The organism is Nocardia tengchongensis (assembly GCF_054781395.1).
This window is the reverse complement of the sequence record NZ_BAAGUM010000018.1, coordinates 38,254-58,797: the sequence shown is the minus strand read 5'-3', so window position 1 is coordinate 58,797 and position 20,544 is coordinate 38,254. Positions and strand designations below refer to the sequence as shown.

Annotated in this window: 18 protein-coding genes; 8 read left to right on the top strand and 10 right to left on the bottom strand. The window is 67.4% G+C overall.

What is annotated here, in order from left to right:
• Positions 1 to 227: 227 nt before the first annotated feature.
• Genes kdpF through ACYVKL_RS34850 form a run of 4 tightly spaced genes read left to right on the top strand, consistent with a single transcriptional unit; the run spans position 228 to position 5,061 of the window.
• Positions 228 to 314, top strand: coding sequence for a K(+)-transporting ATPase subunit F (kdpF, locus tag ACYVKL_RS34865; protein WP_213561363.1), 87 nt, complete (start codon positions 228 to 230; stop codon positions 312 to 314).
• Positions 315 to 1,991: a potassium-transporting ATPase subunit KdpA gene (gene kdpA / locus ACYVKL_RS34860; protein ID WP_379171861.1), complete on the top strand. Its 1,677-nt coding sequence runs from the start codon at positions 315 to 317 to the stop codon at positions 1,989 to 1,991.
• Entirely contained in the window at positions 1,988 to 4,132 is a 2,145-nt protein-coding gene (gene kdpB / locus ACYVKL_RS34855) for a potassium-transporting ATPase subunit KdpB (protein WP_379171859.1), read from the top strand. The genes kdpA and kdpB overlap by 4 nt, the downstream gene beginning before the upstream one ends.
• Positions 4,132 to 5,061 carry a potassium-transporting ATPase subunit C gene (locus tag ACYVKL_RS34850; RefSeq protein ID WP_379171857.1) on the top strand — a complete coding sequence of 310 codons (930 nt, stop codon included), beginning with the start codon at positions 4,132 to 4,134 and terminating at the stop codon, positions 5,059 to 5,061. The genes kdpB and ACYVKL_RS34850 overlap by 1 nt, the downstream gene beginning before the upstream one ends.
• Positions 5,062 to 5,131: 70 nt before the next feature.
• Here ACYVKL_RS34850 and ACYVKL_RS34845 read toward each other — a convergent pair whose 3' ends face one another.
• A complete protein-coding gene (locus ACYVKL_RS34845) occupies positions 5,132 to 6,667 on the bottom strand; it encodes a substrate-binding domain-containing protein (protein WP_379171855.1) in 1,536 nt (511 codons plus the stop codon).
• Between the two features lie 142 nt (positions 6,668 to 6,809).
• Here ACYVKL_RS34845 and ACYVKL_RS34840 point away from each other — a divergent pair, with 142 nt between their 5' ends.
• Positions 6,810 to 7,145 (top strand): hypothetical protein, encoded by a 336-nt coding sequence (locus ACYVKL_RS34840; protein ID WP_379171853.1) that lies wholly within the window; start codon positions 6,810 to 6,812, stop codon positions 7,143 to 7,145.
• 127 nt (positions 7,146 to 7,272) lie between these two features.
• The gene (locus ACYVKL_RS34835) at positions 7,273 to 9,204 is read left to right on the top strand and encodes a potassium transporter Kup (protein WP_379172085.1); all 1,932 of its coding nucleotides are present in this window, start codon (positions 7,273 to 7,275) and stop codon (positions 9,202 to 9,204) included.
• Between the two features lie 4 nt (positions 9,205 to 9,208).
• Here the strand turns inward: ACYVKL_RS34835 and ACYVKL_RS34830 are convergent, their stop codons facing one another.
• Complete coding sequence (locus ACYVKL_RS34830; RefSeq protein WP_379171851.1) at positions 9,209 to 9,415, bottom strand: hypothetical protein; 207 nt, start codon at positions 9,413 to 9,415, stop codon at positions 9,209 to 9,211.
• A gap of 295 nt (positions 9,416 to 9,710) precedes the next feature.
• Here ACYVKL_RS34830 and ACYVKL_RS34825 point away from each other — a divergent pair, with 295 nt between their 5' ends.
• Positions 9,711 to 10,514, top strand: coding sequence for an alpha/beta fold hydrolase (locus tag ACYVKL_RS34825; RefSeq protein WP_379171849.1), 804 nt, complete (start codon positions 9,711 to 9,713; stop codon positions 10,512 to 10,514).
• A gap of 7 nt (positions 10,515 to 10,521) precedes the next feature.
• On the opposite strand, the gene ACYVKL_RS34820 is transcribed toward ACYVKL_RS34825, so the two are convergent.
• From ACYVKL_RS34820 to ACYVKL_RS34790, 7 genes are all read right to left on the bottom strand, one after another.
• Complete coding sequence (locus tag ACYVKL_RS34820; protein ID WP_379171847.1) at positions 10,522 to 12,726, bottom strand: acyltransferase family protein; 2,205 nt, start codon at positions 12,724 to 12,726, stop codon at positions 10,522 to 10,524.
• Positions 12,727 to 12,809: 83 nt separating this feature from the next.
• A complete protein-coding gene (locus ACYVKL_RS34815) occupies positions 12,810 to 14,102 on the bottom strand; it encodes an ArsB/NhaD family transporter (RefSeq protein WP_379171845.1) in 1,293 nt (430 codons plus the stop codon).
• A 19-nt stretch (positions 14,103 to 14,121) separates the two neighbouring features.
• Entirely contained in the window at positions 14,122 to 14,565 is a 444-nt protein-coding gene (locus ACYVKL_RS34810; protein WP_357193584.1) for a CBS domain-containing protein, read from the bottom strand.
• 177 nt (positions 14,566 to 14,742) lie between these two features.
• A complete protein-coding gene (locus ACYVKL_RS34805) occupies positions 14,743 to 15,513 on the bottom strand; it encodes a metallophosphoesterase family protein (protein ID WP_379171843.1) in 771 nt (256 codons plus the stop codon).
• A 211-nt stretch (positions 15,514 to 15,724) separates the two neighbouring features.
• Positions 15,725 to 16,165: a carboxymuconolactone decarboxylase family protein gene (locus ACYVKL_RS34800; RefSeq protein ID WP_379171841.1), complete on the bottom strand. Its 441-nt coding sequence runs from the start codon at positions 16,163 to 16,165 to the stop codon at positions 15,725 to 15,727.
• Positions 16,166 to 16,555: 390 nt separating this feature from the next.
• The gene (locus ACYVKL_RS34795; protein ID WP_379171839.1) at positions 16,556 to 17,668 is read right to left on the bottom strand and encodes an acyl-CoA dehydrogenase family protein; all 1,113 of its coding nucleotides are present in this window, start codon (positions 17,666 to 17,668) and stop codon (positions 16,556 to 16,558) included.
• Positions 17,669 to 17,670: 2 nt separating this feature from the next.
• Positions 17,671 to 18,903, bottom strand: coding sequence for an acyl-CoA dehydrogenase family protein (locus tag ACYVKL_RS34790; protein WP_379171837.1), 1,233 nt, complete (start codon positions 18,901 to 18,903; stop codon positions 17,671 to 17,673).
• Positions 18,904 to 19,076: 173 nt separating this feature from the next.
• Between ACYVKL_RS34790 and ACYVKL_RS34785 the strand changes: the two genes are divergently transcribed.
• Positions 19,077 to 19,505 carry a DUF1707 SHOCT-like domain-containing protein gene (locus ACYVKL_RS34785; protein WP_379171835.1) on the top strand — a complete coding sequence of 143 codons (429 nt, stop codon included), beginning with the start codon at positions 19,077 to 19,079 and terminating at the stop codon, positions 19,503 to 19,505.
• Positions 19,506 to 19,539: 34 nt separating this feature from the next.
• On the opposite strand, the gene ACYVKL_RS34780 is transcribed toward ACYVKL_RS34785, so the two are convergent.
• Complete coding sequence (locus ACYVKL_RS34780; protein WP_379171833.1) at positions 19,540 to 20,478, bottom strand: helix-turn-helix domain-containing protein; 939 nt, start codon at positions 20,476 to 20,478, stop codon at positions 19,540 to 19,542.
• Between the last annotated feature and the right edge of the window lie 66 nt (positions 20,479 to 20,544).

Here is a 20,544-nt window from a genome sequence, read left to right as displayed (position 1 = left end):
ACACACGGCGCGACGCTGTAAGCGGAGCGTCAACGCGGCCGCCTGGGACGCTAAGAAGGCGTAAAGGACCTCGAATATGGGCTTATCGGGCGCTTGACTCACTCCGGCGCGTCTTGGGACGTGCCGCTTAGAGAGAGGTTTCGAGTGATGTCCGTCGTGGTGTTCACGGTGCTGACGGTGGCGCTCTTCGCGCTGTTCGGCTTGATCCAACGCGGGGTGGAACGGCTGTGACGCAGAACGTTATCGGTCTGGTCCTGGCCGTCGGTATCGCCATTTATCTGGTGGCGGCGCTGCTGTATCCGGAGAGGTTCTGAGTGAGCACGACTGTCGCGGGGATCCTCTTCGTCGTATCCCTGATCATCGCGCTGGCCGCCGTGCATGTGCCCCTGGGCGACTACATGTACCGCGTCTACAGCAGCGAGAAGCATTCCAAGGCCGAGAAGGGCATCTATCGACTGATCGGCGTGCAGCCGGGCGTCGAGATGACCTGGGCCGTCTACGCGCGCAGCGTGCTGGCCTTCTCGGCCATCAGCGTGCTGCTGCTGTTCTTCCTGCAGCTGATTCAGGGTGCGCTGCCGTGGCACCTGAACGATCCGGGCACCAAGATGACCGCGGATCTGGCGTGGAACACCGCCATCAGCTTCGTCACCAACACGAACTGGCAGAACTATGCCGGTGAGTCGACTATGGGGCATGTCGTCCAGGCTGTCGGCCTGAGCGTGCAGAACTTCGTGTCGGCGGCCGTGGGCATGGCGGTGGCGGTCGCGCTGGTGCGAGGGTTCATCCGGCGCCGGACCGGCGAGCTGGGCAACTTCTGGGTGGATCTGGTGAGGGGAACCACCCGAATCCTGTTGCCGCTGGCCGTGTTCTTCGCCCTCGTGCTCGTCGCGGGCGGCGTCATCCAGAACCTGCACGTGTACGACCAGATCGCCCAGACGGTGGGCAACACCGGTTCACAAACCCTGCCGGGTGGACCCGTTGCCAGTCAGGAAGCGATCAAGCTGCTCGGCACCAATGGCGGCGGCTTCTACAACGTGAACTCGGCGCACCCGTTCGAGAATCCGGCCGCGTGGACCAACTGGGTCGAGATCTTCATGCTGCTGGTGATCAGCTTCTCGCTGCCGCGCACCTTCGGCCGGATGATCGGCTCGAACAAGCAGGGCCTGGCCATCGCCGCCGTCATGGCGACCCTGGCCGTGCTCAGCGTCACCGTGATGAACCTCTTCCAGCTGCAGCACCACGGCACCGTCCCCAGTGCCATCGGAGCTTCCATGGAAGGCGTGGAAACCCGCTTCGGCGTATCGAATTCGGCGACCTTCGCCTCCGCGACCACACTCACCTCGACCGGTGCGGTGGACTCGGCGCACGATTCGTACACCAGCCTCGGCGGCATGATGACCATGTTCAACATGCAGCTCGGTGAGGTCGCGCCCGGCGGTACCGGTTCGGGCCTGTACGGCATGCTGATCCTCGCGATCATCACGGTGTTCGTGGCGGGCCTGATGGTCGGCCGCACCCCGGAGTACCTGGGCAAGAAGATCACCCCGAAGGAGATCAAGCTCGCCGCCGCGTACTTCCTGGTGACGCCGCTGATCGTGCTGACCGGCACCGCCGTCGCCATGGCCCTGCCGGGTGAACGCGCGGGCATGGCCAACTCGGGCCCGCACGGGCTCTCGGAAGTGTTGTACGCCTTCACTTCCGCGGCCAACAACAATGGTTCGGCCTTCGCCGGTCTGTCCGGCAACACCGTGTGGTGGAACACCGCACTCGGCCTGGCCATGGTCTTCGGCCGCTTCATCCCCATGATCTTCGTGCTGGCCCTGGCCGGTTCGCTGGCGGCGCAGGGTCACACCCCCGCCTCCGAGGGCACGCTGCCGACGCATCGGCCGCAGTTCGTCGGCATGGTCGCCGGCGTCACCGTCATCCTGGTCGCGCTCACCTTCCTGCCGATGCTGGCGCTCGGCCCGCTCGCTGAAGGAATCCACTCATGACCACCCTGGACTCGGCGCCGGTGAAACAGGCGCACAGCAACCCGAAACGCGGTGTCTCGGCCGGGTTGTTCGACCCCAAGATGCTGATCAAGTCGCTGCCGGACGCGTTGAAGAAGCTGGATCCGCGCGTCATGTGGCGCAATCCGGTGATGCTGATCGTCGAGATCGGCGCGGTTTGGACCACGATCCTGGCGATCGCGCATCCGACGTTCTTCGCCTGGGCGATCGTCGTATGGCTGTGGCTGACGGTCATTTTCGCCAACCTGGCCGAGGCGGTGGCCGAGGGTCGCGGCAAGGCGCAGGCGGACACCCTGCGTAAAGCAAAGACGGACACCGTCGCTCGCCGGCTCGCCAACTGGTCGCCGGGTGCGCGGGTGGTCGAGGAGCGGGTGGCCGCTCCCGAACTCCAGCGCGGCGACTTCGTGGTCGTCGAGGCTGGGCAGGTGATCCCCGGTGACGGTGATGTCGTGGAAGGCATTGCCTCCGTGGACGAATCGGCCATCACCGGTGAATCCGCACCTGTCATCCGCGAATCCGGCGGTGACCGTTCGGCGGTGACCGGCGGCACCACGGTGCTGTCGGACCGCATCGTCGTCAAGATCACCCAGGAGCCGGGCGGCTCGTTCATCGACAAGATGATCGCGCTGGTCGAGGGCGCCTCGCGGCAGAAGACGCCGAACGAGATCGCGCTCAACATCCTGCTGGCCGCGCTCACCATCATCTTCGTCTTCGCGGTGGCGACGCTGCAGCCGTTGGCCATCTTCGCCAAGTCGAACAACCCTGGCGTGCTGGACAATCTGGCGCTCGACGGCAACGGCGTCACCGGCATCGTGCTGGTCTCGCTGCTGGTCTGCCTGATCCCGACCACCATCGGCGCGCTGCTGTCGGCCATCGGCATCGCCGGCATGGACCGTCTGGTGCAGCGCAATGTGCTGGCCATGTCCGGTCGCGCCGTCGAGGCGGCGGGCGACGTGAACACGCTGCTGCTGGACAAGACCGGCACCATCACCCTGGGCAACCGCCAGGCCTCGGACTTCGTGCCGATGCCGGGCGTCACCGCCGACGAACTGGCCGACGCCGCACAGCTTTCCAGCCTCGCGGACGAGACCCCCGAGGGCCGCTCCATCGTGGTGTACGCCAAGCAGGCGTACAACAAGCGGGAGCGCACCCCCGGTGAGCTCACCGGGGCGACCTGGGTGGAATTCACCGCCCAGACCCGCATGTCGGGTGTGGACCTGGCCGACGGGCACCAGTTGCGCAAGGGCGCGGCCAGCGCGGTCACCGAATGGGTGCGCGCCAATGGCGGCAAGATTCCGAACGAGGTCGGCGTGACCGTCGACGGCATCTCCGCCTCCGGCGGCACCCCGCTGGTGGTCGCGGAGATCAAGAAGGGTACCGCCGCGCTGCTGGGCGTCATCCACCTCAAGGACGTCGTCAAGCAGGGCATGCGGGAGCGCTTCGACGAGATGCGCCGCATGGGCATCCGCACCGTCATGATCACCGGCGACAACCCGTTGACCGCCAAGGCCATTGCCGACGAGGCGGGCGTGGACGACTTCCTCGCGGAGGCGACCCCCGAGGACAAACTCGCGCTCATCAAGAAGGAACAGGCCGGTGGCCGCATGGTCGCCATGACCGGTGACGGCACCAACGACGCGCCCGCGCTCGCGCAGGCCGACGTGGGTGTCGCCATGAACACCGGTACGTCCGCCGCGAAAGAAGCGGGCAACATGGTCGATCTGGATTCCGACCCGACCAAGCTGATCGAGATCGTCGAGATCGGCAAGCAGTTGCTGATCACGCGGGGCGCGCTGACCACGTTCTCGATCGCCAACGACATCGCCAAGTACTTCGCGATCATTCCCGCGTTGTTCGTGTCTATCTTCCCGGGCCTGGATCTGCTGAACATCATGCGGCTGCACTCGCCGCAGTCGGCGATCCTGTCGGCGGTCATCTTCAACGCCGTGGTCATCGTGGCGCTGATCCCGCTGTCGCTGCGCGGCGTGAACTACCGGCCGTCCAGCGCGTCGAAACTGTTGAGCCGCAATCTCTATGTGTACGGACTCGGTGGCATCATCGCGCCGTTCATCGGGATCAAGCTCATCGACCTTGTCATTCAATTCTTCCCCGGGATGTCCTAATGCGTATGTCAGCCTGGATCAGGCAACACATCGCGGCGCTGCGAGCGCTGCTGGTGCTCACCGTGATCACCGGAATCGTCTATCCCGCCGTGGTTCTCGGTGTCTCGCAGCTGCCGGGACTGAAGGACAAGGCCGACGGCTCGCTGATCACCAAGGACGGAAAGCTGGTGGGCTCCAGCCTGATCGGGCAGGCGTTCACCGACGGCAAGGGCAACGCGCTGGTGCAGTACTTCCAGACCCGCCCGTCCAACTCCGCCCCGACCGACGGCAGCATCCCCGACGGCTACGACCCGGGCAACTCCGCCTTCGGCAACGGCGGCCCAGAGTCCGTGGTGGACACCCTGGACGCGGCGGACGCGAGCAAGGACAAGCACAGCCTGCTCTCCACCGTCTGCGCGCGCAGCCAGGCGGTCGCCGCCCTCGAGGGCGTGGACGGCAGCCGGCCCTACTGCACCTCCGGCGGCGTAGGCTCGGTGCTGGCAGTCATGGGCGAGCGTGACGCGCACGGCCTGGTCACCCACCCGACCCGGGTGATCAGCGTCAACGAGCCCTGCTCCACCGACCCGAAGCACGCGACCACCCCGTTCCAGGAGGCGTACGAGGGCGTGAAGGTGGAGTGCGCCAAGCGCGGCGAGGACTACTCGGCCGGCCAGATCGTGCCGATCCGGGGCGCCGCGCCGGTCGACACCCCCGTCCCGGCCGACGCCGTCACCGCCTCGGCCTCCGGCCTGGATCCGCAGATCTCCCCGGAGTACGCGGCCATCCAGGTGGCGCGAGTCGCCAAGGCGCGCAACGTGTCCGTCGACCAGATCAAGGCCGTGGTCGATGCCCACAAGAGCGGGCGGGCCCTGGGCTTCATGGGTGAGCCCACGGTCAATGTCGTCGAGCTGAACTACGACTTGGACAGCAAGTACCCGTTCAAGGGCTGATCAGCCGATTACTGGGGTCCGGTCGCTTCGCTCACGAAGGCGACCGGGCCCCTTGGCATGTCCCGGGCTATTACTTCTCCGGCGAGCATGATGTCGGGTTGGGCAGTTCGCCGCACGGGGTGTTGCCGTGTGAACGCAGCACATCCTTGCCGGTGCCGCCGGTAAGGAAGCGCAGGAACGCCGCGGCCGGTGAGTCGGCCGGGAGTTCGCCGTTGCTGTAGGCGTATTCGACGCTCCAGAACGGGTAGGTGCGGTCGAGTACCTGGTCTCGGGCGGGCCGGTGTCCGTCGATGGTCACCGTCTTGACCCCGGGAGTCTTGGCGGCGTCGGAGTATTCGCTGTAGCCGATCGAACCGGGCAGGTCGGCAATGGTTTTCAGCATGTCGTTGGTGACCGGGGCCTCGCAGAAGGAGGCTCCGGGCGGATTGGTGGCCGCGAGCGTTCGGCAGCTCGTGGCGGCCGGCGCAGGGGGCTGGTCGTCACCGAGTACGTGCTTGCGGAAGGTTTCGCGGGTGCCCGAGCCGAGGGCCCGATGCACCACGCGCACCGGCAGATCCGGGCCGCCGACCAGCTGCCAGTTGTCGACCCGGCCCGCGTAGATATCGCGAATCTGCTGGGCGGACAGGTCGTGGACGCCCACGCCCGGGTTGACGATCACCGTAAACAGCGACAGGGCCAGGGCGCGGGGGAGCAGATTCGGGTAGCCGACGCCTTTGGGGCCGTCGGTGATGGCGAGCAACCCGGGATCGTTCTTACCGTCCTCGTCCACCCGGCTCAAACCCCGGTCGCTGCCATCGAATTCGAAGGTGAACGCCGTGCTGGAACAGTGCTTCGCGTAGGCGGTCGCGGCATCGCGAACCGCGGGCTCGAACGCGGTGGAACCCACCAGGGTCAGCTTGCCGGACCCGCAGTCGGCGGCATCGGGCGCGTCCTGGTCGTTCAGGCCGACCACGAATTGCACCGCGATGACCGCCACCAGGAAACCGATGAGCCCCAGCAGTTTCGGCGACACCCCGCTGCGGCTACGGGTCTCCGAGACCCGTCCGCCCTTCAGCTTGGCCCGAACCATCGGCGCGGGATACTCGCCCGCCCCGGCCGTCCGCTGCAGGATCACCAGGATCTTGTAGTGATCGCCGCGATCCATCGGCACCTTCGGCAGATCGACGATCCCGACGCGATGTTGAGCGTCCTCGCGGCTCCCGATGCCGGTTCCAGGTTTCAGGCTGTCACCCAAGGCATCGTCGGACAGTTCGGTCACCGCCATCCCGATTACGCGTCGATGCGGGAAATGGATGTGCAATCCGACCTGATCACTGGCCGGAGAGGCGTAATCCGTGCCGTCCACGTCGGTCAGACCGTTGTTCTCGATCCGCACCAGGACCACCGATAGGTCCTGCAACTCGGGCGCCGCCCCGTCACCTTCGGGCCGTAGTTGCGGCAGCACACCCGGGAACACCGATTCGATCTCACCGGTCACCGGCGTGTCCATCTGTACCCGATACCCGAGCCGTTTCCGCCCCACCAGCGCGAATTCCCAGACGAAAGCCATGATCGGCACCGCGATGCCGATGATGGCCAGCATGATCTCGAGGGGAAAACCGTTCACCGAAAACCCCGAATTCTGTTGTCTTCCAGCCTTGCCGGTCGAGGGTAGAGGCGTCAGGAATCGGTAAAGAAGCCGGGGCGTGGCGAACAGGTGCCGTCAAGGTAGGCCGTCCGGGATGCATCGCACGCCTAGCGTCGGTGCCATGGAGAACCCGGCGGACGAGCTGTCCGCTCTGCGTCAGCTGGTGAACCACCGTGGCGTGGTCGAAGTGCTCGACCTGCTCGCCCGCAGCCCGCGCACGGTGCGGGAATTGCGGGGCGAGGTCGGACTGCGCCGGCCCGGGGTGTCGCGCGTGCTGAGGCTGCTGGCGGCCTACCGACTGGTCACCGTCGAGGTGGAGGGCAGCTGGGACGAGACATCGGCGATCAGCGGTCCCGTTCGGCTGACCGGAAGCGGCTGGCGCACCGTCGAATTGCTGTCCAGCTTCGCGGTCTGGGAAGCGCTCTACGAGCAGCAGGACCCGGCTCGCGACCGCTGAACCGTCCACGCTGATCGGCATGCCCTCCCAGACGGCGCGCGATCGACCGGTACTGTCCGGATCGATGCGCGGGCACCCGTTCTGATCCGCGCGGAGGAGGATGGGCGTGGCGGATTCCCCGGGCACGATGGCGGACAACCTATCGGCGGCGCCGGTCTCCGGTGGGCATGCCGGAACCCGTCTCACCCTGACGGTCGGGGCGCTCGGGGTGGTGTTCGGGGATATCGGGACCAGCCCGATCTACACCCTGCAGACCGTTTTCAATCCCGATGACCCGCATCCGGTTCCGGTCAGCCGGGACAACATCTTCGGCATCGTGTCGCTGATCTTCTGGTCCGTGATGATCATCGTGACCGTCACCTACGTGCTGCTGGCCATGCGCGCCGACAACGACGGTGAGGGCGGCATCATGGCGCTCATCACGCTGCTGCGGCGGTGGACGTTGCCGGGTGGGCGGCGGACCGCGATGATGCTGGCGGCGTTGGGCATCTTCGGCGCGTCACTGTTCCTGGGCGACAGCATGATCACGCCCGCGATCTCGGTGCTGTCGGCGGTCGAGGGCATGAAGACCGTTTCGTCCGGGATGGACGATTTCATCGTGCCGGTCACCGCCGTGATCATCCTGGTGCTGTTCCTCGTGCAGCGGCGCGGTACGGCCGCGGTCGGGCGGGTGTTCGGCCCGATCATGATCGGCTGGTTCCTGGTGATCGGCGCCTGCGGCGTCGGGGGCATCACGAAACATCCGGAGATCCTGAAGGCGCTCTCACCCACTTACGCACTCGGATTCATGGTCGGGCACTTCGGAATCGCCTTCTTCGCGCTGGCCGCCATCGTCCTCGCGGTCACCGGCGCCGAGGCGCTCTACGCCGATATGGGGCACTTCGGCCGCAGCTCGATCACCCGCGCCTGGCTGGCGCTCGTCTTCCCCGCCTGCGTCCTGAGCTACCTGGGGCAGGGCGCGCTGATCCTCGACGACCCCGCCAATATCAGCGCCCCGTTCTTCCTGCTCACGCCCGGCTGGGGTCGGCTGGCCATCGTGCTGCTGGCCACCGCGGCCACCGTCATCGCCTCCCAGGCGGTCATCACCGGAGCGTTCTCGGTCACGGCGCAGGCCGCACAGCTCGGCTACCTGCCGCGACTGCGGGTCGCGCACACCTCCGAATCCACCATCGGCCAGATCTACGTGCCGTGGATCAACTGGCTGCTGCTGGTCTCGGTCCTGACCCTGGTCTTCGCCTTCCGCACGTCCGCGGCCCTGGCCTACGCCTTCGGCATGGCGGTGACCGGCACCATCACCATCACCACCCTGCTGTTCTTCTATGTGGCGCGGGCGAAGTGGGGGACCCCGCTGTGGTTGATCGCGCTCGGCGCGATCCCGCTGCTCACGGTGGACCTGCTGTTCTTCACCGCGAACTTGACCAAGCTGGTGCACGGCGCGTGGCTGCCGCTGCTGATCGCCGTCGTCGCGTTCACCATCATGACCACCTGGCAGCGCGGCCGCGAGGTGGTCACCGCCGAACGCGAACGCCGCGAAGGCTCCCTGCGCGAATTCGTGGACCGGGTGCGCGCCGATCACGCGACCGTGGCCACCGTCCCCGGCACCGCGATCTTCCTCAATCGCGGCAAGGAGACCGCGCCACTGGCCATGCGCGCCAACGTCGAACACAATCACGTCCGCCACCGCCAGGTCGTCATCCTGACCATCCATACCGGCCTGGTGCCGCGCGTCCCTGCGGCGCAACGCATCTCGATCGACCACCTCGGCTACGCCGACGACGGCATCATCCACGTCACCGCGAGCTACGGATACATGGACACACCCGACGTCCCCGCAGCGCTACGACTCCTCGACCCCGCCGAAACCGAAGGCGTTCTCGACCTGGACCACGCGTCGTTCTTCCTGTCCAAGATCGAACTGCGGCGCGGCGACGAACCCACCATGGCGCTGTGGCGCAAACGCCTGTTCATCGCCACCTCCCACATCACCTCCGACGCCGCCGAACACTTCGCCCTGCCCCGGGACCGCACGGTCACCATGGGCTCATGGATCGAGGTGTAGGCCTTCAGGCGGCGGGCCGACCGGCCGAATGGTCGTGCCGCCGTTGCCGTTCGATCATCTCGATCAGCTCGTCGACTGCCGCCAGCGAGGAGAACTCGTTGCGTGCGACCAGACCCGGATATCGGTCGGACAGGGCGATGAAGGCGCCGTCCGAGGGCGCCCGGAACACCTGGAAAGACGACAGGCAGACATCCGTGTCGATGATGCCCATGATCGTTGCCTCTTCTACTGGTTCTCGACTCGAACCTCGATTCAACCTCCGGGACCGGGCACGCCCGGCGGCTTTTTACACATCCATAACCGCAGCGCATTCCGGATTTTCGATTCCTTGACGGTGTCACCCCACCGGCCGGCCGCATCGCTCACCGAGATCCGCTGACGGACGGGAACTCTCACCGCGAGTGCCGTGTCAGGTCGGTATCAGGTCCATGGCAGGCGGGCCGGTGATTCTTGTCGTGTGCACCGGTCGAAGCGGCCGGCAGGAGCAGACCAAGGAGTAACCCGCCATGACGAACAACCGCATCTCCCAAACAGATTCGACCTGGACCGGCATGGTCCCGGTGGAGGACACGGCGCTGGCGGTCACCGACACCGGCGGGACCGGCATTCCCGTCGTGTACCTGAACGGCTCCTACGCCACCCGGAAGAACTGGAAGAAGGTGATCGCCGATCTGGGTCCCGGCTTCCGGCACATCAGCTTCGACGAGCGGGCGCGGGGCAAGTCGGGGCAGTCGGCGGACTACTCGTTCGACGCCTGCGTGCGTGATGTCGATGCCGTGCTCGCGGCGCGCGGGGTGGAGCAGAAGCCGATTCTGGTGGGCTGGTCCTACGGTGCGCTGGTCGCGGTGCACTGGGCCGACCGGAATCCCGATCGGATCGCCGGTGTGGTGTCGGCCGACGGCGCGATGCCGTGGGGCTACACCGATCCGGAGAACCTCGAGCGGATTCGGGTGATGTTTCGCAAGATGGGGCCGATGATGCCGCTGCTGCGCCCGCTGGGTCTGGCCGCGCGGATGAGCGCCGAACAGCACGCCGAGGTCAATGTCGAGCTCAACCAGTTGTGCGCGGCCTTGGGGCCGGTGCTCGATCGGATCGGCTGTCCGGTGCGGTACGTGCTGGCCACCGGCGCCAATCTCGGTGCGTCCGAGGAAGAGATCGAGACGGTGCGGGCCTCGCTCGAACCGTTGCTGGTCACCAACCCGAATCTGACGGTCACCGCGAAGGTCGCGAGCAATCACTCCAAGATCCTGGCCAAGGACTTCCACGCGGTCGCCGAGGCCGTGCGGGCCACGGCCGCCGCGCTCTGCTGAAGCGGGATCACCACCAGTCCAGGATGGGGCGGAGCTCGCGGCCGAGTTCGGGGGCCAGGGAGCGTGAATAGCTTGCGGTCAAATGGTGTTCGTCGTGGTAGACGAGGATGTTGCCCTCGACGACGGCGCAGTGCTGGGGTTCGCAGACGGCGTCGTTGGGGTCGATCAGGTGCATGTTGGGGAAGACCGAGGCGGGGGGCTCGGCGGGGTTCTGGGGGGAGAGGGCCTCGGAGCGGTCCAGGCCGCAGTTGATTCGGTCGCCGCCGCCGGCCAGGCAGTCGATGGCGCGGTAGCGGATGCCGTTGCGGCGCAACCACGGGGTGTCGCGGATGCCGATGATCTGCAGGTTGCGGTCGGACAGTGCCGACCAGACGTCCACGTAGTCCTGGGGGGTTTCGTCGCCGCCGTTGTCGCTGGGGCGGGTGACGGTGGTGAAGACGAAGTCGGGGCGCTCCACGCCGAGGCGGTCGATCACCTCCGCCGACCAGTCCTTGCAGTCCGGATTTTGCTGGCCCTTGTACATGGGCTCCTCGGCGACCGTCAGCGGACAACCCATCTTCAAATACACGACGACGCGGAAACGGTACTGCTCGCCGAGTAGTTGCAGCGCCGGAATCCAGTGCTCGGCATGGGAATTGCCGACCACCGCGATGGTGCGGTGCGCATTGGGGTCACCGTAGGTGCAGGTGATGACCGCGCGGGTGTCGAAATCGGAGATGCAGCCGTCGCGGGTGGGGTAGGCGATATCGGCGGGGGCTTCCTCGGTGGTGGGGCGCATGGGGGCGCGCGGCACCAGCGCGTGATCGGTGAGCGCCGCCGCGCCCGGATACTTCGTGGGATCCAGCTGGCCGACCGCGTGCGCCTTCGCGCTGTTGTCCCACTGCCAGGCCACCGTCGAACCCAGCAGCAGCACACCGACAATCGACACCGCGATACCGGTGAGCAGGCGGCGACGGTCGGCGAGCAGACGGACCGGACCGGACAGCAGACGGCCGGGAGCGGTGCGCGCCCGGCGGCGCACCCGCGCGGCCACCGGCTTGGAGCGCTCCCGCAGCGGCTCCTCCACCAGATGATGAGTGGCGAAGGCCAGCACCAGCGACACCACGATGATGACCAGTCCGTCCAAGGCTCCCGCCCGGCGCTGATGCTGCTCACCCAGGTAGAAGATGAGAATCGGCCAGTGCCACAGGTACAACGCGTACGCGAAACTGCCCAGCTGCACGATCGGAGCGGTGGCCAGCAGCCGGTTCACCACCGGCTGCGCGGCGGTGTCGCGGCCCGCGCCCGCGAGAATCAGTGCGACCGCGGCCGATACCGGAATCAGTGCGGCCGGGCCAGGGAACACCAGCGCGCCGTTCACCAGCCAGCCGCAGCAGCCGATGACCGCGATTCCCATCCAGGCCAGCGCTTCCCGCGTCGGTCCGGGCAACCGGACCCACGGTGCGACCAGCGCCAGCAAACCACCGGCGAGGGGCTCCCAGGCGCGCGCGTAGGTGTCGTAGTAGTTCCAGCCCTGCTGGGTCGAAACACCCTCGGTGGCATGACGGAACGAGGCGATCGCGACCGCCGCGAACACCACGGCCAAGGTCAGCCGCAGCAGGCCGCCACGGCCCGCGCGACGCACGAAGGGGTGCTCGGCCAGCGGTTTCCAGGATTCGACGCGGCGCAGCACGAACGCCACCAGCGCGACCCCCAGCAGCAACGCCAGATACATCTGCCCCTGCACCGACATCGACCACAGGTGCTGCAGCGGGCTCACCGAGGGATCGGCGGCCAGATAGTCCGACCAGGACAGCGCCAGATACCAGTTCTGGTAATAGAACAGCGAAGCCAGCGTCTGGCTCGCGATACCGGACCAGCGGGTGTGGGGGAGCAGCAGCACCGCCGTCACCACCACCGCGGCCAGCACCACCACCATGGCGGGTAGCAGCCGGCGCAGCGTGCGCCGCACCGTGGCGAGCACACCCACCGAGCCGCCCTCGCCGCGCCGCACCAGCATGCCGGTGAAGAAGAAGCCCGACAGCACCAGGAACACGTCCACACCGCCGGACACCCGCCCGGCCCAGATGTGGAAGGCGACCACCAGGGCGATAGCCACGCCCCGCAGTCCGTCCAGATCGTGCCGGTACGCGCCGGGCCTGACGGGGGCGCCCGGCGCCGCCTTGCGGTCGCTGTCGGGCGCGGTCGGATGATCGGTACTGGATATGGACATGGCGGCTGCCATTGTCGGTCAGGGGCCGTGAAAATCGCCAATCGCCACACAGAAGGTGTCCGGAATGCACCAATTTGTGCAGGTCAGGCGAATACGAAATAGCGCAGCCAGAGATAGGGAGCGGCCACCACAATGGTGACTGCGGTCACCAGAATGCCCTTGCGGGTGAATTCCCAGAACGAGATCGGATGGTCCGAACGCCGGGCGATTCCCAGCATCACCACGTTCGCGCTGGCCCCGACTGCTGTGAGGTTGCCGCCGAAATCCGCGCCCAGCGCCAGCGCCCACCACAGCGCGTCCGCCCGCCCCGGCTGATCCACGTGCTCCACCAGCTCCGCCACCAGTGGGCTCATCGTCGCCACGTACGGGATGTTGTCGATGACACCCGACAGCAACGCCGACACGACCAGTATCAGCATGGTTGCCACGAGCGCGTTTCCGCCGGTGAGTTCGGTCGCGAATTTCGCCAACCGGCCGATCACACCGGTTTTCACCAGCGCCCCGATCATCACGAACAGACCCGCGAAGAACAGCAGCGTCTCCCATTCCACCGCGGACAGGTAATCGCGTTGCGGCAGACCGGAAATCAGCACCAGCGCGCCCGCGCCGAGCAATGCCACCAGCGCCGGCTCCACATGGAAAACCGGGTGGCCGAAGAATCCCGCGAAAACGGCCGCCAGCACAATTCCGCACTTGATCAGCAGTTTCGGATCGCGAATCGCCTCCCGCTCGTTCAAGGCCATGATGTCGGCCGCGCGCTCGGGATCGACGTCGAACGAACCCCGGAACAGGCGCGGCAGCAGCAGCGTGAACACCGCCAGCTCGATCAGCACGATGGGGGTCAGATTCAGGAAGAAGTCGTTGAACGACAACCCCGCCCGGCTGCCGATGATGATGTTGGGCGGATCACCGATCAGGGTGGCCGCGCCACCGATATTGGAGGCCAGCACCTCGGCGATCAGGAACGGCGTCGGCGACACCTCCAACCGCTCGCACACCAGCAGCGTGACCGGGGCGATGAGCAGCACGGTGGTGACGTTGTCCAGAAAGCCGGACGCGGTGGCGGTGATGAGGACCAGCAGGATCATCACCCGTAGCGCCGAACCCTTGGCGCGCTTGGCCGCCCAGATCGCCACGTATTCGAAGATGCCGGTCTGCCGCAGCACCCCGACGATGATCATCATGCCGAGCAGCAGGTAGATGACGTTCCAGTCGATGCCGGTCTCGTGCGAGAAGAAGACATCGTCGGAATCCATGATGCCGACCGCGATGACCACGCCCGCGCCGACCAGCGCGGCGACGGTCTTGTGGACGCGTTCGGAGGCGATCAGCCCGTAGGCGATCGCGAAGACCGTGATCGCGATGGCGACGTTCACGGCCGCAGCCCCGGCGGGCTCAGTTCGCGAGCGCCACTTCGAGCAATCGCGAGGAGGTGATCACGCCCAGCAGCGTCGTGCCGTCCTGCACCGCCACCAGCGGCGACTTGTACTTCGCCATCAGCGCCGCGACCTCGACGATATTGTCGTCGGCCTTGGCGGCTGGGATCTTGGTGAGCCGCTCGGGAATGACGTCGCGGACCTTCTTGCCGCGCAACCGCTTCGCCACCTGGCCGCACATCGACTCGTTCAGCACCCCGGCCAGCGACGGATCGTCCTGCACGTACTTCGGGACGATGAACAACACCACCTGCGAGGCGGGCAGCACCGAATGCGGTGAACCGTTCGCGTCGGTCACCAGGATGCCCGGCAGCCGATGCTCGGCCAGCAGTCGCGCGGCGTCGATCGCGTCGGAGTCCAGGTCGATCACCGGGTATTCCTCGGCAATCTGAGCAGCATGCATAAGTGCAGGATACGGCGGATCGCCGAGCGGTCACCGCAGCAATATACGTCAAGATCGAAAACTGGCGCCGCATCGAAACTCCCAGGTCGGACCATACGGCCCGAGGTTTCGGACCGGCCGACCAGACTTCCCGGCACGCCATGAGTAGAGATTGCGTAAAGGATACCGGGAACGGTCTCAGGCCTCGCGCGGATGTGTCAGTTCGTAGATCCGGTACGCGGCGCGGATCACCGGGTACGACACATTGCGCACCTCCACGCCGCCCGGCGTGCGGCCGAATTCGGTGCCGCCGTGGGCGTGCCCGTGAATCGCGAGCTCCGCGCCGCCCGCCTCCACCGCGTCGGCCAGCTCGGAACAGCCCAGGCCCGGAAAGATCTTGGGCGCCTCGCCCACCAGGGTGTCGACCACGGGCGAGAAGTGCATGAGCGCGACCCGCAGGTCGCAGTCGAGGGATTCGAGGGCGGCCCGCAGGCGGGCGGCGTCGGCGGGGCCGCGGCGGTGAAGGGCCCGGTGCTCGACGCTGCCCTCGTCGGGAGTGCCGGGGTGGCCGGGGAATCCGCCGCTGCCGCCCATGACTCCGGCGACACCCAGGCGAACCCCGTTGACGGGCAGGGTGATCGCGGTGCCGTCCAGGACGTGGATGCCGATCTCGGTGAGCCGCACCGCGATCCGGAAACCGAGCCGACGGTCGTGATCGTGATTGCCGAGCACCGCGACCACCGGGACGGGCAGCTCGTCGAGCTCCGCGCAGAGCACCTCGGTATCGCGCAGCGTGCCGCCGTTGGTCAGATCACCGGCCAGCAGCAGCACATCCGCGCGTTCGCCCAACTCCAGCAGGGCGGGCCGGAACCGACCACGCAGGCTCTCGCGCAGGTGCAGATCGCCGACTGCCGCGACCCGGACGCGTCCGGGATCGCGCTCGCCACGGTTCGTCCCGGCACGGCCCATACCGTCAGCAAGCCAGACGACCTCAGGGCGTGTCAACGCTATTCGGGCCGTGCGCTCACGGCGGCCGTGTCACTCACGGACTGGAGGCCGGACCCGATCCCGCCATGGATCACGAGCCATTGCCGACTCCGGGCCGTCGCGGCGGGTCCGATCGTCGCGCGGGTCGGGTCACCCGGCCCCGGGCGGCTGGGGGTCGCCCGGTCCGACCGGCCTAGTCGCCCAGCGGCTCCAGCCGCAGCGGGACGCCGATGCGGTTCCACAGGTTGATCTGGGCGGTCACCGCGACCAGGCCTGCCCGCCGGCCGTCGTCGAAGTTCTTCTCGACCTCCGCCCAGATCTCATCGCTCACCCCGTGCGCGCCGAGAGTCGTTGTGGCCTCGGCATATTCGAGTGCGGCCCGCTCGGCCGGGGTGAACAGCTCCGACTCCCGCCAGGCGTTGAGGTGCCAGAGCCGCCGTTCGGTCTCGCCCAGCTTGCGCGCCTCGGTGGAGTGCATGTCGATGCAGAACAGGCAGCCGTTGATCTGGGAGACGCGGATCTTCACCAGTTCCCGCACGGTGGCGTCGAGCGGGCCGCGCCGGATCGCGGTCTCGGCGGCCAGCCAGGCCTGGTAGACCTCGGGAGCGGCTTCGTGCATGGTCAATCGCGACATGGTGTCGTCCTTCCTCGGATCGTGGATAACCCTTGGACGAGACAGGTGCCGGGGACGTGACGGGCGCGCGATGTGTCCTCGATCACGCCCGCCGGGGCGCCTCCGCGCGGCCTTAGCCTTGCATTTGCCGCAATTCGCTGAAACACCCCATAGCAGACAATAATCCGCACGTGGGAACAGTTCTGCTGATCGCGCTGGGGCTCTTGTGCTTCGTCACCGGACCCGCATTGGCGCTGGTAATCGTATTCGCCGTGCGCGGGTCCACCCGGCATGTCGCGACCGAACTCCGGCGTGGCGGGGGTGAACCTGGTCCCGGCGGATCCGCGCGGGGATCCACCGGAACCTGGTCCGGCGCCGGTCACCGTTGAGCCGGCACGCTCGCGGGGCTCGCTACGGCCGCGTCAGTGCGGCGTAGCGAGCAATGTGCTGGTCAGTGGTACCGAATTCATACTGGACGGCCGTCAGACGCTTGAAGAAGTGGCCGATGGCCAGCTCCTCGGTCATGCCCATGGCGCCGTGCAACTGCACCGACTCCTGGCCGATCCGCCGCGCCGCGCGGCCGATCGTGGCCTTGGCGGCCGACGCCGCACGGGACCGCTCGGCAGCCGGGGCGTCCAGCTTCAACGTCACCAGATACGTTGCGGCCACGGCCTGTTCGAGCTCCAGCAGCATGTCCACCATGCGGTGCTGCAAGGCTTGGAAGCTGCCGATCGCGACACCGAACTGCCGACGCTGCTTGGCGTAGGCCACGGTGTCGTCGACCACCTTGCGCATCGCCCCGACCGCCTCGGCGCACACCGCGGCGATGGCCTCGTCGACGGTCGCGGCGACGGCCTCACCGGCCTGTGCGAGCAGCAGGGCATCGGCGGGCACCCGCACCGCGTCGAAGGTGAGGTCGGCGGCTTGACGCTCGTCGATGGTGCGGTACGTGCGCATGGTCAGCCCGGCGGTGTCGGCATCGACCACGAACAGCGCGCTCTCGCCGTCCGCGACCGCGGTCACCAGCAGGTGGGTGGCCAGCGGCGCGGCGGTCACCACCGTCTTCTCACCGGTGATCAGCCAGTCGTCGCCGTCGCGCACCGCGCCGGTCCTGACCGCGGTGTAGTCGTAGCCGGATCGCGGTTCCAGCGCGGCGAATCCGGTCACCACCTCACCGGCGGCGATGCCCGACAACAGATCCTCGGCGCGCTTGCCGGTGGCGCGGCGCAGCAGCCCGCCGCCCACCACCACGGTGTCCACGTACGGCTCCAGCACCAGCGCCGCGCCCAGGGCCTCGGCGATGATCATGGTTTCGACCGGGCCGCCCCCGATCCCGCCCGCCGACTCCGGCAGGCTCGCCCCGAGAATCCCGACCTCCTCGGCCAGTCCGCGCCAGATCTCCGGCTGCCACCCGGCCCCGGTCCGCGCCGCGGCCAGGCTCGGCTCCAGCGGATAACGGGCCGCGAGGAACTCGGTGACGGTGTCGCGCAGCAGTTCTTGCTCGGCGGTGAAAGTGAAGTCCATGGCTACAGTCCCAGGGTGGCTTTGGCGATGATGTTGCGCTGAATCTCGTTGCTGCCGGCGTAGATCGAGCCGGCGCGGTGGTTGAAGTACCGCAGCGGGGCGACCGCCTGCCAGTCCTCGCCCGCGACGAAACCGTCTGCGGGCGGGGTGAAGTCGGCGATCGGACCGCCCGGCATGGCGGCGTGCGGCTGATAGGCGCGGCCGCGCGGACCGGCCGCCTCCAGCGCGAGCTCGGTGAGCGCCTGGCTCAGCTCGGTGCCCAGGATCTTGAGGGTGGACGCGGCCGGACCCGGGTCCTTGCCGCTGGAAACCAGTGCGAGGGTGCGGTATTCGAGGATCTCCAGCACGTCCGCGCGCAGGCGGGCGTCGGCCAGTTTGGCGGCGAAAGCCGGATCGTCGATCAGCGCACCGCCATCGGGGGCCACCTGCTCGGTCGCGGCCTGCGCCAGCTCCTCGGCCATGACCTGCAGTGCGGGGGACACCGCGCCGCCACCACGCTCGAAGTTGAGCAGGAACTTGGCGACGGTCCAGCCGTCGTCGATCTGCCCCAGCACATTCGCCTTCGGCACCCGCACCTGGTCGAAGAACACCTGGTTCTGCACCTGCTCGCCGGAGGTCATGACCAGCGGGCGGATCTCGATGCCCGGGGCGCGCATGTCGATCAACAGGAAGGTGATGCCCTGCTGCTTCTTGGCCTGCTTGGAGGTGCGGACCAGGGCGAAGATCCAGTTGGCCTCGGTGGCGTGGGTGGTCCAGATCTTGGAGCCGGTGACCACCAGGTCCTCGCCGTCGGCGACCGCGGCCATGGACAGCGAGGCCAGGTCCGAACCGGCCTCGGGCTCCGAATAGCCCTGGCAGAAGAACACCTCGCCGGTGAGGATGCCGGGCAGGAAGTAGTCCTTCTGCTCCCTGGTGCCGAACGCCATGATGGCGTGCGAGACCATGCGAATCCCCATGGGGGACAGGTTCGGTGCGCCCGCCAGGGTGCATTCGCGGCCGAAGATGTAGTGCTGGGTGAGGCTCCAGTCGCAGCCGCCGTACTTCACCGGCCACGCCGGAGCGGCCCAGCCGCGTTCGTGCAGGATGTGCTGCCACTCCATGCTGGCTTCGTGGTCCGGGTAGACGCTGGTCGCCAACCGTCCCGCTCGGCGTAGATCTTCGGTTAACTTTTCGTCGAGAAAGCTGCGCACTTCATCACGAAACGCCAGATCAGCAGGCGACCAGTCAAGGTCCACGATGACTCCTTGTCCGAGAACTGGCATCAACCATCTCACCGCATACCCCCTGCTGGCAAATGTGCTGGCACCTGCCCTCACTTCGATGTTCTTGACATTCCAATGTGGAGGTTTATCCTGGACTTACATTCCACAATGGAATATCCGGCAGTGCCCGACCGTTAAGGATCGACATGGACATCACCACCGGCACCCGCGCCTCCGACGCCGAACGCGCGCAGATCGCCGACCTCCTCGGCCGCCACCTGACCGAAGGCCGCCTCGACCTCGCCGAATACAACGACCGCCTGACCAGCGTCTACGCCACCGCCACCCGCGAAGAGCTCCAGCTGGTCCTCGGCGACCTCCCGAAACTCCCGAAGACCGCTGCGGCCCAGTCCACTTCCCGCACCCGCCTGCCCATCTGGCAGCGGATCGAGGGCAGCGCCTGGCTCGGCGTCAGCCTGCTGACCCTGTTCATCTGGGCCGCGATCTCCCTCGCCGCAGGCGAATTCACCTACCCCTGGCCGATCTGGGTCATCGCCCCCTGGGGCGCGGTCCTGGTCTTCCGTGTCGTCATGGGCTGGGAATCCACCGCCTGGAACCGCTACCACGCTCGCTGAGCCGGGGAGGCGGTCAACGCGCCTCCCCGTGCGATCACCGGCCGAGCGTCACGCGCAGTGCCGCGGAGAACCACGCGAAGGTGGGGCCGAGGTCGGGCAGCGGGGGCCAGCCGTTGATGGTCGCGACCAGCTGCCAATAACGTTCCGTACGAGGATCGTTCGCGACCTCCAGGCGGTCCAGGATCCAGTGGCGCAGGGCCGCATCGTCGAGCCTGGCGAAGGTTGCCGCGTAGCGGGCCGTCAGGTCGTCGAGGATTCCGGCCGCGCCGGGACTGTCCGGGGCGATGCCCTCGGCCAGGGCCGCGCCCACCCCGTCCCGGACGGCCTCGGTCAGGTCGTGATGCAGGCCGGTGTCGTCACCCGCCGCGCGTTCCCGGGCCTGATACTCGGCCATGCGCCGGACGGCGTCGCGGAACTCCTTGTCCCGCACCAGTTCCACCAGCTCCATCCACGCACTCACCTGTTCGGGGGTGGGGTCGTCGGGAAGTTCGGGCATGCTCGAGCGGAGCAGCTCGAGCACCGCCGGATTGCCCTCGACCGCTCCGAAGGTGTCGTCGATGAAGTCGTGGATGATGCGGTCGCGTTCGGCTTCGGACAGTTGCACCAGTTTGTGCATGAATCCCATCTCCTTCTGATCGGAGCCCCGGCTCGCCACCGTCCGCAGGACCGCGCGGCGTAGCCGCAGGACGCGGATCTGAATGTCGATCGCTTCCGCGTGGGCGGCGGCAACCTCCGGCAGGGAGGCCTCGCGGGTCAGGATGCGGCGGACGGTCGCCAGATCCATGCCCAGTTCCCGGAGCGTGCGAACCAGTTCCAGTCGGGCCAGCGCCTCGAGGTCGTAGAGCCGGTAGCCGCCGGGGCTGTAGGTGGTCGGCGGAACGATCCCCTTGTCGGAGTAGAACCGGATGGTCTTGACCGTCAGTCCGGTGCGCTCGGCCAGCGCCCCGATCGGGTAGAGCGTTTCGTCGTCCATGCGTCAACCTTCGTGCTTCCCCTTGCTGGAGAGTCAAGCGCGACGCGGGCGTTGGCGCAGAAGGGA

Coding starts and splice junctions, on each gene's coding strand:
- ACYVKL_RS34830 (WP_379171851.1), bottom strand. CDS start 9,415: ATGGGCATCATCGACACGGATGTCTGCCTGTCGTCTTTCCAGGTGTTC.
- ACYVKL_RS34850 (WP_379171857.1), top strand. CDS start 4,132: ATGCGTATGTCAGCCTGGATCAGGCAACACATCGCGGCGCTGCGAGCG.
- kdpB (WP_379171859.1), top strand. CDS start 1,988: ATGACCACCCTGGACTCGGCGCCGGTGAAACAGGCGCACAGCAACCCG.
- ACYVKL_RS34785 (WP_379171835.1), top strand. CDS start 19,077: ATGGACATCACCACCGGCACCCGCGCCTCCGACGCCGAACGCGCGCAG.
- ACYVKL_RS34805 (WP_379171843.1), bottom strand. CDS start 15,513: ATGGGCCGTGCCGGGACGAACCGTGGCGAGCGCGATCCCGGACGCGTC.
- ACYVKL_RS34840 (WP_379171853.1), top strand. CDS start 6,810: ATGGAGAACCCGGCGGACGAGCTGTCCGCTCTGCGTCAGCTGGTGAAC.
- ACYVKL_RS34835 (WP_379172085.1), top strand. CDS start 7,273: ATGGCGGACAACCTATCGGCGGCGCCGGTCTCCGGTGGGCATGCCGGA.
- ACYVKL_RS34825 (WP_379171849.1), top strand. CDS start 9,711: ATGACGAACAACCGCATCTCCCAAACAGATTCGACCTGGACCGGCATG.
- ACYVKL_RS34795 (WP_379171839.1), bottom strand. CDS start 17,668: ATGGACTTCACTTTCACCGCCGAGCAAGAACTGCTGCGCGACACCGTC.
- ACYVKL_RS34780 (WP_379171833.1), bottom strand. CDS start 20,478: ATGGACGACGAAACGCTCTACCCGATCGGGGCGCTGGCCGAGCGCACC.
- ACYVKL_RS34800 (WP_379171841.1), bottom strand. CDS start 16,165: ATGTCGCGATTGACCATGCACGAAGCCGCTCCCGAGGTCTACCAGGCC.
- ACYVKL_RS34820 (WP_379171847.1), bottom strand. CDS start 12,726: ATGTCCATATCCAGTACCGATCATCCGACCGCGCCCGACAGCGACCGC.
- ACYVKL_RS34810 (WP_357193584.1), bottom strand. CDS start 14,565: ATGCATGCTGCTCAGATTGCCGAGGAATACCCGGTGATCGACCTGGAC.